This window comes from Micromonospora sp. NPDC093277 (assembly GCF_044765245.1).
Classification (GTDB): Bacteria; Actinomycetota; Actinomycetes; order Mycobacteriales; family Micromonosporaceae; genus Micromonospora.
The window spans coordinates 119,112-132,354 of the sequence record NZ_JBIWJO010000008.1 but is presented as its reverse complement, the minus strand read 5'-3'; the positions used below and the strand labels follow the sequence as shown (position 1 = coordinate 132,354).

Below are 13,243 nucleotides of genomic sequence, written 5' to 3'. Positions count from 1 at the left end.
CCTCAGCTGACGGGACGACGCATGGCGATCCGGTCGGCCGGGTCCAGACCGAGCGCCGCCTCGGCGGCCAGCAGCTCGGCCAGCCCCGCCGTGACCTCCGCGCCGGTCAGCTCCCGGAATCCGCAGCGCGCGTAGTACGGCCCGTTCCACGGCACGCTGCGGAACGTGGTCAGCGTCAACGCCGGCAGCCCTTGCCCGGCCGCCCATTCGGCCACGTCGTCGAGCAGCCCCCGCCCGATCCCCCGCCGGGCGTACGCCGGGTCCACGCTGAGCTGAAGGACGTGCGCGCAGCCGTCCACCAGGTCGACCGCCGCGAAGCCGACCAGCCGGTCGTCAGCGTCCACCGCCACCCACACCTGCCCGGCCCGCTGGCGGTCGGCCAGCACGTCCAGCGGCAGCGGCGGCATGTCCGCGACCTCGGTCATGCCGATCTCCCGGAACGGCGCCCCGGAGGCCACCTCGATCCGCTGCACCTCGGTCAACTCGTCGGCCCGGGCAAACCTGCTGCGCTCCACGCTGCCCGACCCAACCAGACCGGCACGCGTCCGGGCCAGCACATTTTCCACCCAGCCCATGATCGTTGGCAGCTCAGCTGTGTTCGCCCCGGCGTGTCGAATTGCTCCGCTGCCAACGTTCCCCGGAGAACCTCTCGCGGCCGGGGCGATCGGCGGCGGCCGGTGACCGACCGGCTGCTGCCGTGTAGCAGCATGTCGACATGACGGACCAGCGGACCATCACCATTCGACCGGGCGGGCCGGACGACGCGGCCACCGTGCTGCGGCTGCTCGACGGGGCTACCGCCTGGCTGGCCAAGCGCGGCCGGACCGGCCAGTGGGGCACCGAGCCCGCGTCGGCCGACCCGCGCCGGATCGCCCAGGCCGACGGGTGGGCCACCGGCGGCGGCCTGTACCTGGCCATGCTCGGCGACACCGCCGTGGGCGCCCTGGTGGTGGGCGCGGCCACCGAGTACGTGCCGCCGGCCACCGAGCCGGAGCTGTACGTCAACCTGCTGGTCAGCGACCGCGCGTACGCCGGCAACGGGATCGGGGCGCGGCTGCTGGCGTACGCGGAGGAGCTGGCCCGCGACCGGGGACTGGGTCTGCTGCGGGTGGACTGCTACCGCGGCGACGATCGCGCCCTGGTCCGCTTCTACGAGGGCTGCGGCTTCACCGCCACCGACCCGTTCACGGTGCCGCGGGCCGGCCGCGACCCGTGGCCCGGCCAGGTCCTGGCCCGCCGCCTGGACTGAGCCGGCCGCGCCGGGCTGGCCGCCGCGCCGCGGCCTCTTCCCGGCTGCCCGGTCAGCCGATCTCCTCGTCGACGAAGCACCAGCGCCACGACTCCCCCGGCTGGACCGATCGCATCACCGGGTGCCCGGTCTCCTCGAAGTGCCGGGTGGCGTGCTGGTTCGGCGAGGAGTCGCAGCAGCCGACCTGACCGCAGCTCAGGCAGGACCGCAGGTGCACCCAGTCGGTGCTGCCGGCGGCCACGCAGCCCGGGCACTCGGTGGTGGCCAGAGGCTCGGCGTCGCCGGCCTCGGCCAGGTGCGGACAGCTCATCAGTCGGTCTCCTGTCGCAGCAACGACTCCTCCAGGTCCAGGTCACGGTAGGCGCGGACCAGGACCTCCTGCGGGATCTTCCCGGAGTCGCGGGCGGCCCGGAACACCTCCCGCTCGGCGTCGATCATCTCCTGCCGTAGCCGACCGTACGCCTGGGACGGGGTTTCCCGCTCGGTGCCGCCCAGCCGCTCCCAGGCCAGGTTGGTGCGGCTGCGTACCAGCCCGCGCAGCCGGTCGATCACCGCTGCCGGCGCCCCCTCGGCCAGGTCTTCCAGGCGTTCCTGGGCCGCGCGGCCGGCCTGGTGTTGCACGGCTGCGGCGGAGAGAGCGTCCTGCACAACATCGTCGGGTGGCAGCTTGACCTTGCGGGCCACGGCCGGCAGGGTCGCGCCCTGCCCGACCAGGGTCGCCACGATCACCGCGAACGCCAGCCAGATGAACAGTTGCCGTGGGTACGCCCGGCCGTCGGCCAGGGTGAGCGGCAGGGCGAGGGCGGCGGCGAGGGTGACCACGCCGCGCATCCCGGCCCAGCCGATGACGATGGAGAAGCCGGCCTTCGGCGTGCTGTCCCGCCGACCGCTCCGGGGCGCCAGCAGGGCCAGGTAGGTGGCCGGGAAGAGCCAGACGAAACGGGCCAGGAAGACGACGAGCAGCACTGCCGCGGTGATCCAGGCCAGGAAGCCGATCGGCTGGTTGAGGTCGCGGACCACCTCCCGTAGTTGCAGGCCGACCAGCAGGAAGACCAGCCCTTCCAGCAGGAACTGGATCAGCCGCCAGAACGCGCCGACCTGGAGTCGGGAGGCGGCCGACATGAGCAGCGGCATCCGGTGGCCGATGCCGAGGCCGGTCACCACCACCGCCATCACCCCGGAGGCATGGATCTCCTCGGAGACGAAGACGACCGCGAACGGCACGATCAGCGACAGTGCGTTGTCCAACACCGGGTCGGTGATCCGCTTGTGCAGGAAGCCGAAGACCAGCACGCCGAGCAGGCCGACGAGGATGCCGCCGCCGGCGGCGACCAGCACCTCCCGACCCACGTCGAGGGCCCCGACGTGCCCGGAGGCCATGGTGGCCGAGACGGTCGCGACGCGCAGCAGCACCAGCGCGGTGGCGTCGTTGACCAGGCTCTCGCCTTCGAGGATGGTCACGACTCGCCGGGGCAGCCCGACCTTCCGGGCCACCGCGGTGGCGGCGACCGCGTCGGGCGGCGCCACCACCGCGCCGAGGGCCAGGCAGATCGCGTACGGCAGGTCGGGCAGGAGCAGATGGACGACGGTGCCCACCACGAAGGCGGTGAAGATCACCAGCCCGACGGCGAGCAGCAGGATCGGCCGCAGGTTGAGCCGGAACGCCGGCACCGACGTTTCCAGGGCCGCCACGTAGAGCAGCGGTGGCAGGATGCCCACCAGCACCAGGTTGGGGTCGAGCCGGATGTGCGGGAAGCCGGGCAGGAAGGACAGGGCGAGGCCGAGCACCACCAGCAGGATCGGCGCGAGTACGCCGATTCGGCGGGCCAGTGCCGCGCCGAACGTCGCGACCGCGAGGACGAGCACGACCTCGAACAGTGCTTCCATGGGGTACGAGGGTAGGCGTGTTCCGCTGACCCTCGCCGGCCCGGACGGCGGGCGGTGATCGGCCGGCAGCCGGGCCGGATCGACGCAGAGGTCCCCGACCTCGGTTACTCCGAGTGTGCGCCCGCTCCCGCGGTGGCTTCGCCCTCGCCGACCCAGACGGTCTTCGTGTTGCAGAACTCCCGCATGCCGACGGCGGACAGCTCGCGGCCGTAGCCGGAGTTCTTCACGCCGCCGAACGGCAGTTCCGGATAGGAGGTGGTCATGCCGTTGATGAAGACGCTGCCGGCGTCCAGGTCGGTGGCGAAGCGCTCCTGCTCGGCCGGGTCGGTGGTCCAGGCGTTCGAGCCGAGGCCGAAGCTGGTGCTGTTGGCGATCTCGATCGCCTCCTCGTACGAGGACGCCCGGTAGAGGCCGGCGACCGGGCCGAAGACCTCCTCGGCCCACATTCGCATCCCCGGCCGCAGGTCGGTGACCACGGTCGGCGGATAGAACCACCCGCCGCCGGCGGGCAGTTCTCCGCCGCAGAGGATGGTGGCGCCGCTGTCCGCCGCGTCCTGGACCTGCGCGTGCACCTCGGCGCGGCCCCGGTCGGTGGCCAACGGGCCGACGTCGGTGGCGTCGTCCATCGGGTCGCCGACCGTGAGTGCGGCCATCCGGGCGGCGAACCGCTCGGCGAAGGCGTCGAAGACGTCGGTGTGGATGATGAACCGCTTGGCGGCGATGCACGACTGCCCGTTGTTCTGGCAGCGAGCCGTGGTGGCCACCTCGGCGGCCCCGTCGAGGTCGGCCGAGGGCATCACCACGAACGGGTCGCTGCCGCCCAGTTCCAGCACGGTCTTCTTCAGTTCCCGGCCGGCGATCTGGGCGATCGAGCGGCCGGCGACCTCACTGCCGGTGAGGGTGGCCGCGCGGACCCGCGGATCGCTGAGGATCCGGTCGACGGCGTCCGAGCCGACCAGCAGGGTGGTGAACGCCCCCTCGGGGAAGCCCGCCCGGCGGAACAGTTCCTCCAGATAGAGGGCGGTCTGCGGCACGTTGGAGGCATGCTTGAGCAGGCCGGTGTTGCCGGCCATCAGCGCCGGCGCGGCGAAGCGCATGACCTGCCAGAGCGGGAAGTTCCACGGCATCACCGCGAGCACCGGCCCGATCGGCTGGTACCGGATGAACGCCCGCTTCGCCTTGACCGCCCCGGCGTCGGCCGGCTCGTCCGCGAGCATCCGCACCGCGTTGTCGGCGTAGAAGCGGCAGGCTGCTGCGCACTTGGTCACCTCGGCCTTGGCCGCCGCGTACGTCTTGCCCATCTCGGTGGTCATCATCCGGGCGGTCTCGTCCCGTTCGGCCTCCAGCAGTTCGGCCGCCGCGATGAGCCATCGACCGCGCTCGGCCAGGGTGGTGCCGTGCAGCTGCCGGAAGGCCAGGTAGGCCCGTTCGATGGCGGCGTCGACCTGCTCGTCCGACATCGGGTCGTACGTCTTGAGCACCTGTCCGGTGGCGGGGTTGGTGGTGGCGATGGGCATGGCTGCTCCTGTCACTCGAACAGCGAGTGCCGCGCGCCCGGCTCCTCGCGGTGGCGGGCGGCGCGGCGGCGCTGGATGATGACCAGGTCGACCACGGCCACTGCGGCGAGGATCGCGGAGACCACACCCAGCCAGGCCAGGTGCGCCGCGAAGGCGAACACCGCGAAGACGGTCATGATGACCAGGCCGAAGAGGGCGAGGGCGAGCCGCAGGTTCAGCGCGCTGTACGCGTGGCCGACCGTGCCACGGGCACGGCGGGGCTGTGATCGCGTCATTCCTCCGGGCTACCCCCGCATGGGCGGGGCTAACCGTCTCCTCCGCCGCCCCCGGCCGCTGGCCCCGGCCGCTGGCCCCGGCCGCTGGCCCCGGCCGCTGACCGGACTGGGACGGGCCAGTTCGCGGTGCCGCCCACGGGATGGCCGCCCGCTCGGGCAGCGGCGGTGATCCCGGCCACCAAGGGGCGGCTGGGGGATGCGACGGCCTGGTGGGGTGCGTTACAAGGCTGCGCCACGCCGGTTCCTGGATCGGCGGCAGCAGGAAGGATGACGGCATGACGATGACGCACGCGGCACCGGTGACCGTCGCCGTCGCCCGACGCGCCGATCCTGCGCGCAGCGACGAGATGGTGGCGTGGATGCGGGCCGGCACGGCGCTGGCCGAGAGCTTCCCCGGCTTCCTGGGTGCCGGGTTCGTACGCAGCGCGCCGGGGTCGCCCGAGTGGCATGTGATGTACCGGTTCGCCGACGAGGAGACGCTGCGCCGCTGGGAGGAGTCGTCCCAGCGGCACTGGTGGCTGACCTCGGCACAGGGCATGGTCGAGCACACCCGGGTCGAGCGCCGCACCGGCATCGAGGGCTGGTTCGATCCGTCGGTGGATCACGTGGTGGAGACCCTGACGGCCGCCGACGTCGCGCCGGCCCCGCCGCGGTGGAAGCAGGCGGTGACGATCTGGCTGGCGTTCTTCCCGCTGAGCCTCACCGCGACCCTGCTCACCGCGAGGTTCCTCGCCGACGTGCCCCTGGCGGTACGGACGCTGCTGATGACGCTCTGTCTGACCCCGTTGATGACCTACCTGGTGCTGCCCCGGATCACCCGGGCACTGCATTGGTGGCTGCACGGCCGGCCGGGGCCGTGGCGGCGCCTACCACGCTAATGTGAACGACGGTTGTCGATGCCAGATAGCTGACAGGGATTCTCACCGTTCCGGTCGTGCGCGTAGGGTCGGCGCACCGCATCGTGCCGCCGGACGGGGGGACGGAATGCCTCGACGTGGGGTCGCCGTGCTGGCCTGCCTGGCGGCGCTGGTCGCGCTGGCCTGTGACGGCGCCGCGACCCCTCGACCGTCGGGCTCAGCGGCCCCCCGGCCGTCGGGCTCGGCGCGGCCGGGCAGCCCGGCGGTGATGACCGCGCTGGGCGACTCGATCACCACCGGTTTCGGCTCCTGCCTGGTGCTGGTGAGCTGCGAGCGCAACTCCTGGTCGACCGGGGACGGCACCCGGGTCCGCAGCCACTACCGCCGGCTGCGCGAGCACGCTCCCGAGCTGCGGGCGTACGACCGGGCGACGCCGGGGGCCCGCGCGGCCGGGCTCGCCGAGCAGGCCGGCGCGGCGGTACGCGACGAGGCGGACTACGTCACGGTGCTGATCGGCGCGAACGACGCCTGCCGAGGTGACGTCGACGCGATGACCCCGGTGGCGACGTTCCGGAAGCAGGTCGACGCCGGCCTGCGGGTGCTGCGGGAGGGGCGGCCGAAGGCCCGGGTGCTGGTGGTGAGCATTCCCGACCTGTACCGGCTCTGGGAACTCGGGCACACCGAGCCCCGGGCGGTACGGGCCTGGTCACACGGCGTCTGTCCGGCGCTGCTGGCCGACGCGACGTCAACGGCGCCGGCCGCCGTGTCCCGGCGGGCCGGGTTCCGGGAGCGGATCGACGACTACGACGACCAGCTCCGCGCCGCCTGCCGGGCGTACGGGTCCCGCTGCCGGTGGGACGGCGGGGCGGCGCACCGGGCCCGGTTCAGCCTGGACGACGTCAACTCCCTCGACTGGTTCCACCCCGATGCCTCCGGCCAGAACCGGCTCGCAGAGGCGACCTGGGCCGCCGCCGGCTGGGCCACCGACTGACCCGGTCGGTTCAGGCCCGACAACGGATCCGGGCCGGTGCAGTCCCGCCCCGCGGCCACCCCGAGGGCGGAACCGGGCATTTCTCCCCGCTACCGGCAGCCCGGCCCGGCGACGGGACGCCACCGGGCCGGGCCGCGCCGTCAGCCGAGGATCGCGCCGACGACCTCGCCGGCCCGCCACTCGTGCTGCGCGTACGCCCACGGGAACGCGGACACCTGCACGGCCTGGGCGGCATCGGTGAGTGCCATGCCCTGCCAGCCGGGGATCTGCAGCAGGGCGGAGAGGAACTGCTTCGTGGCGTACGCGGGCCGCATCAGATCGCTCACCGCGCCCCAGCCGCTGCTCGGGCGCTGCTGGAACAGCCCGACCGAGTCGTGGTCCCAGCCGATGGCCTGGTGCGGGTAGTTCTGCGACTCGGGCAGCACGCCGCTGGCGTAGTTGTAGAGGTTGCTCTCCTGCATGGCGGTCGCCACCGCGATGATCAGGCCGCGCCGCGGCACGCCCATCTCCTGGCCGGCCCGGACGATGCTCACGGCGTTGGCCATCTGGTCCGCGTCCAGCCCGGCCACCGGCACGATCCGTCGCGGGGTGGGCTTCGGCTTGGGCTTTGGCTTGGGCTTGGTGGTCGCCTTGGGCTTGGCGGTCGGTTTGGGCTTCGCCGTCGGCGTCGAGGTGACGTCCGGGTCGGCGCTGGGGGTGGCGCTCGGGGTCGCGGCGAGGGCCTCGCGGGCCAGGCCACGGGAGGCGGCGTCGGCGGACGCGCGCTGGGCGACCTCCTGCGCCGACACGGAGGCCGAATCGTTGATCGAGCCGGCGCCGATCTGGCTGACGCCGATCAGGCCGAGGCAGCAGACCGCGCCGGCGGCGACCGCCAGCTTGGTGCGACCGGACCGGGCGGTGCGGGGGTTTGCGGGGTCGCTGGAACGGGTACGGAGGAAGTCGAGGGAAAGGCGTCGGGGGTGAGCCTCCAAAGAACCGGCTGACTGAACGGTGGAGTTGTTATCGTCCGAACGGTCAGCCGATCCGCCGAGGCCGTACTGGTCGTCGAGGGTGCCGTCGTCACGCATCCGACGAGGCTAAGGGGCGAATACACCGGTAACCGACGGTGAACGCGTGGCCCTCACCACACTTACCACCTGCGAAAACGGGTGCGGAGCCGCAGCGCGGTGCGCCTCGGACGACTCCTCGCGAAACGGTCGAACCTCCGGTCCACACCGGGCCGCGCACCTCGGGGCAGGAACGTCGCAGCCGTCCGAACCCCAGCCGGTGATCGACAAACTCATACTTTCGGCCGACCGTCAGCACGTCCTATCAGTGGACCCGACGGGCGGACCGGCGGTTCGGGCCGACCGAGGCACCCGGCGTGGCCGAATCGTGATCATCATTTCACCCGTAACGGAATGGACCACGGTGGCCGGTACGTTTGCCGGGACGGGAAGGCCGTCCCGGCACGGCCCTCCCGTACGCGCGTACCCCAGGGAGGTCTCCACCGGTGCTCGACCCACACGAGCTCTACGAACTCACCGACGATCTGCCCGACCTCGGCCAACCGGTGCTGATCCAGGCACTGACCGGCTTCGTCGACGCCGGCAGCGCCACCCGGCTGGCCCGGGAGCAGTTGCTCACCTCCCTCGAAGCGCAGCCGATCGCCCGCTTCGACGTCGACCAGGTCTTCGACTACCGCTCCCGCCGACCGGTGATGACCTTCGTCGAGGACCGCTGGGCCGACTACGACGCCCCGGCGCTGGAGCTGCACCTGCTGCACGACGACGACGAGACCCCGTTCCTGCTGCTCACCGGCCCCGAGCCGGACCTGCAGTGGGAGCGCTTCGTGGCCGCGGTCGCCGGCCTGACCGCCCGGCTCGGCGTACGGCTCACCGTCGGCCTCAACTCGATCCCGATGGCCGTGCCGCACACCCGGCCCAGCGGGGTCACCGCGCACGCGACCCGCCGCGAGCTGATCGCCGGGCACGACCCGTGGCTCCAGCGGGTCCAGGTGCCCGGCAGCGTCGGCCAACTGCTGGAGTTCCGCCTCGGCGAGCAGGGCCGCGACGCCCTCGGCTTCGCCGCGCACGTGCCGCACTACGTCGCCCAGGCCGAGTACCCGGCCGCCGCCGAGGCGCTGCTCGCCGCGGTGTCCCGCAGCACCGGCCTGTTGCTGCCCGTCGAGGAACTGCGCTCCGCGGCCGAGGTGGTCCGGGTGGAGATCGACCGCCAGGTCGCCCAGACCGAGGAGGCGGCCACCCTGGTCCAGGCCCTGGAAGAGCAGTACGACGCGTTCGCCCGGGGGCGGGGCGGAAAGAACCTGCTCGCCAACGAGACCGGCCCGCTGCCCACCGCCGACGAGCTGGGCGCCGAGCTGGAACGCTTCCTCGCCGAGCAGACCCGGCCGGGCGACACCCCGGAACGCTGACCGCGACCCGCCGCCGGTGGTGTCTCGCGGCGTCGGCCGCGCGACACCCCGGCGGCGCGGTACGGCGGGACGGCCGGCGATGCGGCAGGCTGGAGACATGCGCCTGGCGACCTGGAACGTCAACTCGGTGAAGGCCCGCCTGCCCCGGCTGCTGGACTGGCTGGCCACCACGGAGCCGGACGTCGCCTGCCTGCAGGAGACCAAGTGCCCCGACGGGGCGTTCCCGGTCGCCGAGGTGGGCGCGCTGGGCTACGAGGTGGCCAGCCACAGCGACGGCCGGTGGAACGGGGTCGCCCTGCTCTCCCGGGTCGGGCTGGCCGACGTGGCGGTCGGCTTCCCCGCCGAGCCGGGCTTCCCCCTGCCGGAGGCGCGGGCCATCTCGGCCACCTGCGGCGGGCTGCGGGTCTGGTCGGTGTACGTGCCGAACGGCCGCGCCCCCGACGACCCGCACTACGCGTACAAGCTGGCCTGGTTGGCCGCGCTGCGGGACGCGCTGGAGCCGGAGCTGATCAGCGGATCGCCGCTGGCGGTGTGCGGGGACTTCAACGTCGCCCCGACCGACGCCGACGTCTGGGACCCGGCGCTCTTCGTCACCTCCACCCACGTCACCCCGGCCGAACGGGCCGCCCTGGCCGCGCTGCGCGACCTCGGGCTCAGCGACGTCGTGCCCACCCCGATGAAGGGCCCGCACCCGTTCACGTACTGGGACTACCGGGCCGGCATGTTCCACCAGAACAAGGGCATGCGGATCGACCTGGTGTACGCCTCCGCGCCGTTCGCCCGCGCGGTCCGCTCCGCGTACGTGGACCGGGAGGCACGCAAGGGCAAGGGCCCCTCGGACCACGCGCCGATCGTGGTGGACGCCGACCTGGTGCCGGCCGTCGAGGCGTTCTGAACCCCGTAGGGTGGACGCATGGCAGTCGTGAAGATCAACGCGATCGACATCCCGCCGGGCGCCGGCGCGGAGCTGGAGAAGCGCTTCGCCGCCCGGGCCGGCGCGGTGGAGAACTCCCCCGGCTTCCTCGGTTTCGAACTGCTCCGCCCGGTTGCCGGCGAGAGCCGCTATTTCGTCTACACGAAGTGGGAGTCGGAGGAGGCGTACCAGGCGTGGGCGCAGGGGCCGTCCCGCGCCGCGCACGCCGGCGGCGAGGGTGCCGAGCCGCGCAAGCCGGTCGCCACCGGAGCCAATCTGCTCGAGTTCGAGGTCGTCCAGCAGGTTCCCGGCAAGGGCTGACGGATTCATCGGCCGACGCGGGGCCGGCCCGCCGGCCCAGGGTGACGATGGTGTCGCTCCCTCGCAGCGGCCGGTGGTCGGCGCCAATTGACCGGTCCCGGCATGATGCCCACATGACGCGTCCGCCGGTACGTGGTCGCCTCCTGCTCTGGCTGGTCGGCTCGGCCGCAGGTGGCCTACTGCTCGCGCTGCCGGACTCCGGGCCCCGGTTGTTCTCGTTCAGCCGGACGCACGGGCCCTCCCTGGTGGACCTCCTCGGGATGGTCATCGCGGTGGTCTCGTGGCTGCCCGTCGTATGGCTGATCTCGCGGCACCGGTCGGCGCTGCGTGGCGGTGCCGGCCGCGGCTCGGCCGGCCTGGCGGTGGCCGGTGTCGTCCTCCTGGTCGTCACCATCCGCGGCGACCTCGGTCTGTGGTGGCTGGCCCCGGTCACGCTGCTGGTGGCGGCGCAGCTGATCGCGCTGGTCTCGATCGCCCGCGAGTCCTTCGCCGAGCACGGCCCGCGCCACCGGCCCCCGGATGTCCCGGCCGGTTGACCGGCGCGCGCCGGTCAGGGCTCCTGGTTGTCGACCAGCGAGGCGAAGGTGATCACGTTGTCCGCGTAGCCGGTCCGCCCGCCGACAAACTGTCCGCCGCAGGTGATCAGGCGCAGGCCGGGCGGGCCGTCGTCGCCGTACACCCGGTCGGCGGGGAGGTCGGCCTTGCCGAAGTACTCGACGGTGTCGACCTTGAAGGTCACGACGCTCCGGTCCGCCCGGGTCACCTCGATCCGGTCCCCCGGCTTGAGATCGCGCAGGCGGTAGAAGACCGCCGGGCCGCTCTTGGTGTCCACGTGCCCGACGATGATCGCCCGGCCCGGTTCACCGGGCACCGGGCCGCGGTCGTACCAGCCGGTCTGGTCGTGCTGGCTCAGCGGCGGCACGTCCACCGAGCCGTCCTTCGCCTGGCCGACCGGGGTCACCGGCGCGCTCACGTCGATCGCCGGCACGGAGAGGCTCACCGGCCGACTCGCCGGCTGCCGGGACCGGGCCGGCTGGGCCCCGCCCGCCGTCGTCCCGGTCGCGTCGACCCAGTCGAACGGCCCGGCGGTCCGGCCGAGCCCGGCCCCGGTGGCGAAGACCCCGATCAGCACCAGCACCACGGCGAGCGGCGCCGACCAGGGACGACGGCCCTGGGCGCGGGCCACCCCGGCCGGCGCTCGGGAAACGGAGCGGGCGGCCATGCCGGGCTCAGCGGCGGGCGGTACGGGGCCGACGTGCCGCCACCATGCCGACCACCGCGCCGGCCACGGTCAGTGCCAGCCCGACCGGCACCAGGAACTTGCCGAAGCCGCTTTGGGCGGTTCCGCCGAAGCCGGTGGCCGGCCCGCGGCTGGGCGCCACGGCCTTGACCACCTGGAGCATCGTCGAGGCGGTCTGCCCGCTCGGGCACTCCAGCTTGACCCGGTAGTTGCCGGGTCGGGTGCGTTCGTTGACCATTGGCGAGGCGGTGAGCAGCCCGCGCTGCGGCTGCACCTGGACCCGGCCGAAGGCGTCGGAGACCACGATCGCCGGCACGGAGTTGTCCCGGCAGCTGGCCCGCAGGCCGACCAGGTAACCGGCTTCCACAGTGCTCGGGGTGACCTCGACGAAGATCAGGTCGGCGGGCGACTGCTGCTGGTCCGACGGACCGGGAGCCGGCTCGGCGGCGGGCAGCACCGCAAAGCGTGGGGCGGGCAGTGCGGGTGCCATCGCGAGCAGCGGGACGGCGACTGGCGGGGCGGCCAGTGCGGGCGCCGCCGCGAGCAGCGGGGCGGTGCCTGCGGCGGCCGCGATCAGCAGCGCCACGCGTCGCGTGACTGACACCATGCCCCCTCCCGGCTTGTCGACCACTCCAGCTAGCGCGTCTCGCGACCGGGCGTCGCGTCGGCGGGGTCGGGCCGCGGGCGGCCCGTCCTGCCGTACGGGATGAATCCTCTCACTCCCGGTCGCACCTCACATCCGTTCCGCGGCAACGGTCGCGTACGCTCGGGTCGCTGTGACCGCCACCGACCAGAACGCCGCGCCGCCCGCCCACGCCGCCGGCATCCGCACCTTCCATCCGCGCCGTGGCCGGATGACCGACCGGCAGCGCGCGGCGCTGGCCCGGCTCTGGCCCGCGTACGGCCTGGAGATCGCCGACCTCGACGGGCCGTACGATCCGACGGCGCTCTTCGGGCGGCGGGCCCCGCTGGTGTTGGAGATCGGGTCGGGGATGGGCGACGCCACCGCGGCGATGGCGGCGGCGGATCCGGACCGGCACTATCTGGCGGTCGAGGTGCACACGCCCGGAATCGGCAGCCTGCTGGAGCTGGCCGACCGGCAGGCGCTCAGCAACGTCCGGGTGGCCAAGGGCGACGCGTTGGACCTGGTCCGGGCGTTGCCGGAGGGGTCGCTGGACGCGGTGCACGTGTTCTTCCCCGACCCCTGGCCGAAGGCCCGCCACCACAAGCGCCGGATCATCCAGCCGACCCACGTGGCGCTGCTCCGGTCCCGGCTGGCCCCCGGCGGGACGCTGCACTGCGCCACCGACTGGGCCGAGTACGCCGAGTCGATGCGCGAGACGCTGACCGCCGACCCGGAGCTGGTCGACGTGCACGGCGGCTACGCGCCCCGCCCCGCGCACCGCCCGGTGACCAAGTTCGAACGCCGCGCCCTCACCGCCGGCCGCGACATCTTCGACCTCATCCACCGCCGAGGGTGAAAGGAAGGGCACCTTCTTAACGCCTGGCGTCGTACAGGGGCCCTTCCCAACACCGGCCCGACAGCGACGGCGGAACCCGGTTGGCGCGGAGGGCCATGA

16 protein-coding genes are annotated in these 13,243 nt (G+C 73.3%); 8 read left to right on the top strand and 8 right to left on the bottom strand.

The window, feature by feature from the left end; all coding sequences use genetic code 11:
- Positions 1-2: 2 nt before the first annotated feature.
- On the bottom strand, positions 3-566 hold the full coding sequence (locus ACIRG9_RS19380) for a GNAT family N-acetyltransferase (RefSeq protein ID WP_402857366.1): 564 nt from the start codon (positions 564-566) through the stop codon (positions 3-5).
- 149 nt (positions 567-715) lie between these two features.
- On the opposite strand from ACIRG9_RS19380, the gene ACIRG9_RS19375 reads away from it, so the two are divergent.
- Positions 716-1,249, top strand: a complete 534-nt coding sequence (locus ACIRG9_RS19375; RefSeq protein WP_402857364.1) for a GNAT family N-acetyltransferase — start codon at positions 716-718, stop codon at positions 1,247-1,249.
- Positions 1,250-1,301: 52 nt separating this feature from the next.
- Here the strand turns inward: ACIRG9_RS19375 and ACIRG9_RS19370 are convergent, their stop codons facing one another.
- The 4 genes from ACIRG9_RS19370 to ACIRG9_RS19355 form a co-directional block, all read right to left on the bottom strand.
- Complete coding sequence (locus ACIRG9_RS19370; RefSeq protein ID WP_402857362.1) at positions 1,302-1,559, bottom strand: UBP-type zinc finger domain-containing protein; 258 nt, start codon at positions 1,557-1,559, stop codon at positions 1,302-1,304.
- The gene (locus ACIRG9_RS19365; protein WP_402857360.1) at positions 1,559-3,136 is read right to left on the bottom strand and encodes a Na+/H+ antiporter; all 1,578 of its coding nucleotides are present in this window, start codon (positions 3,134-3,136) and stop codon (positions 1,559-1,561) included. The genes ACIRG9_RS19370 and ACIRG9_RS19365 overlap by 1 nt, the downstream gene beginning before the upstream one ends.
- Positions 3,137-3,240: 104 nt before the next feature.
- Positions 3,241-4,653, bottom strand: a complete 1,413-nt coding sequence (locus ACIRG9_RS19360) for an NADP-dependent succinic semialdehyde dehydrogenase (protein ID WP_402857358.1) — start codon at positions 4,651-4,653, stop codon at positions 3,241-3,243.
- 11 nt (positions 4,654-4,664) lie between these two features.
- Positions 4,665-4,928 (bottom strand): DUF6343 family protein, encoded by a 264-nt coding sequence (locus ACIRG9_RS19355; protein WP_402857356.1) that lies wholly within the window; start codon positions 4,926-4,928, stop codon positions 4,665-4,667.
- A 275-nt stretch (positions 4,929-5,203) separates the two neighbouring features.
- Here ACIRG9_RS19355 and ACIRG9_RS19350 point away from each other — a divergent pair, with 275 nt between their 5' ends.
- Positions 5,204-5,806, top strand: a complete 603-nt coding sequence (locus ACIRG9_RS19350; protein WP_402857354.1) for an antibiotic biosynthesis monooxygenase — start codon at positions 5,204-5,206, stop codon at positions 5,804-5,806.
- A 106-nt stretch (positions 5,807-5,912) separates the two neighbouring features.
- Positions 5,913-6,776: a GDSL-type esterase/lipase family protein gene (locus tag ACIRG9_RS19345; protein WP_402857352.1), complete on the top strand. Its 864-nt coding sequence runs from the start codon at positions 5,913-5,915 to the stop codon at positions 6,774-6,776.
- Positions 6,777-6,916: 140 nt separating this feature from the next.
- Here ACIRG9_RS19345 and ACIRG9_RS19340 read toward each other — a convergent pair whose 3' ends face one another.
- Positions 6,917-7,843 (bottom strand): peptidase M23, encoded by a 927-nt coding sequence (locus ACIRG9_RS19340; RefSeq protein WP_402857350.1) that lies wholly within the window; start codon positions 7,841-7,843, stop codon positions 6,917-6,919.
- 425 nt (positions 7,844-8,268) lie between these two features.
- Here ACIRG9_RS19340 and ACIRG9_RS19335 point away from each other — a divergent pair, with 425 nt between their 5' ends.
- The 4 genes from ACIRG9_RS19335 (at position 8,269) to ACIRG9_RS19320 (ending at position 10,959) form a co-directional block, all read left to right on the top strand.
- The gene (locus ACIRG9_RS19335) at positions 8,269-9,189 is read left to right on the top strand and encodes a proteasome assembly chaperone family protein (protein ID WP_402857348.1); all 921 of its coding nucleotides are present in this window, start codon (positions 8,269-8,271) and stop codon (positions 9,187-9,189) included.
- A gap of 97 nt (positions 9,190-9,286) precedes the next feature.
- The gene (locus tag ACIRG9_RS19330) at positions 9,287-10,084 is read left to right on the top strand and encodes an exodeoxyribonuclease III (RefSeq protein WP_402857347.1); all 798 of its coding nucleotides are present in this window, start codon (positions 9,287-9,289) and stop codon (positions 10,082-10,084) included.
- Positions 10,085-10,102: 18 nt separating this feature from the next.
- Positions 10,103-10,423 carry an antibiotic biosynthesis monooxygenase family protein gene (locus ACIRG9_RS19325; RefSeq protein ID WP_402857345.1) on the top strand — a complete coding sequence of 107 codons (321 nt, stop codon included), beginning with the start codon at positions 10,103-10,105 and terminating at the stop codon, positions 10,421-10,423.
- A 113-nt stretch (positions 10,424-10,536) separates the two neighbouring features.
- The gene (locus ACIRG9_RS19320; protein ID WP_402857343.1) at positions 10,537-10,959 is read left to right on the top strand and encodes a hypothetical protein; all 423 of its coding nucleotides are present in this window, start codon (positions 10,537-10,539) and stop codon (positions 10,957-10,959) included.
- A gap of 14 nt (positions 10,960-10,973) precedes the next feature.
- Here ACIRG9_RS19320 and ACIRG9_RS19315 read toward each other — a convergent pair whose 3' ends face one another.
- Together ACIRG9_RS19315 and ACIRG9_RS19310 are read right to left on the bottom strand one after the other, a co-directional pair.
- A complete protein-coding gene (locus ACIRG9_RS19315) occupies positions 10,974-11,645 on the bottom strand; it encodes a class F sortase (protein ID WP_402857341.1) in 672 nt (223 codons plus the stop codon).
- A 7-nt stretch (positions 11,646-11,652) separates the two neighbouring features.
- Positions 11,653-12,270: a hypothetical protein gene (locus tag ACIRG9_RS19310; RefSeq protein ID WP_402857339.1), complete on the bottom strand. Its 618-nt coding sequence runs from the start codon at positions 12,268-12,270 to the stop codon at positions 11,653-11,655.
- 169 nt (positions 12,271-12,439) lie between these two features.
- Between ACIRG9_RS19310 and trmB the strand changes: the two genes are divergently transcribed.
- Complete coding sequence (trmB, locus tag ACIRG9_RS19305) at positions 12,440-13,144, top strand: tRNA (guanosine(46)-N7)-methyltransferase TrmB (protein WP_402857337.1); 705 nt, start codon at positions 12,440-12,442, stop codon at positions 13,142-13,144.
- Positions 13,145-13,243: the final 99 nt, after the last annotated feature.

Coding starts and splice junctions, on each gene's coding strand:
- ACIRG9_RS19375 (WP_402857364.1), top strand. CDS start 716: ATGACGGACCAGCGGACCATCACCATTCGACCGGGCGGGCCGGACGAC.
- ACIRG9_RS19370 (WP_402857362.1), bottom strand. CDS start 1,559: ATGAGCTGTCCGCACCTGGCCGAGGCCGGCGACGCCGAGCCTCTGGCC.
- ACIRG9_RS19365 (WP_402857360.1), bottom strand. CDS start 3,136: ATGGAAGCACTGTTCGAGGTCGTGCTCGTCCTCGCGGTCGCGACGTTC.
- ACIRG9_RS19360 (WP_402857358.1), bottom strand. CDS start 4,653: ATGCCCATCGCCACCACCAACCCCGCCACCGGACAGGTGCTCAAGACG.
- ACIRG9_RS19355 (WP_402857356.1), bottom strand. CDS start 4,928: ATGACGCGATCACAGCCCCGCCGTGCCCGTGGCACGGTCGGCCACGCG.
- ACIRG9_RS19350 (WP_402857354.1), top strand. CDS start 5,204: ATGACGATGACGCACGCGGCACCGGTGACCGTCGCCGTCGCCCGACGC.
- ACIRG9_RS19345 (WP_402857352.1), top strand. CDS start 5,913: ATGCCTCGACGTGGGGTCGCCGTGCTGGCCTGCCTGGCGGCGCTGGTC.
- ACIRG9_RS19340 (WP_402857350.1), bottom strand. CDS start 7,843: ATGCGTGACGACGGCACCCTCGACGACCAGTACGGCCTCGGCGGATCG.
- ACIRG9_RS19330 (WP_402857347.1), top strand. CDS start 9,287: ATGCGCCTGGCGACCTGGAACGTCAACTCGGTGAAGGCCCGCCTGCCC.
- ACIRG9_RS19325 (WP_402857345.1), top strand. CDS start 10,103: ATGGCAGTCGTGAAGATCAACGCGATCGACATCCCGCCGGGCGCCGGC.
- ACIRG9_RS19320 (WP_402857343.1), top strand. CDS start 10,537: ATGACGCGTCCGCCGGTACGTGGTCGCCTCCTGCTCTGGCTGGTCGGC.
- ACIRG9_RS19315 (WP_402857341.1), bottom strand. CDS start 11,645: ATGGCCGCCCGCTCCGTTTCCCGAGCGCCGGCCGGGGTGGCCCGCGCC.
- ACIRG9_RS19310 (WP_402857339.1), bottom strand. CDS start 12,270: ATGGTGTCAGTCACGCGACGCGTGGCGCTGCTGATCGCGGCCGCCGCA.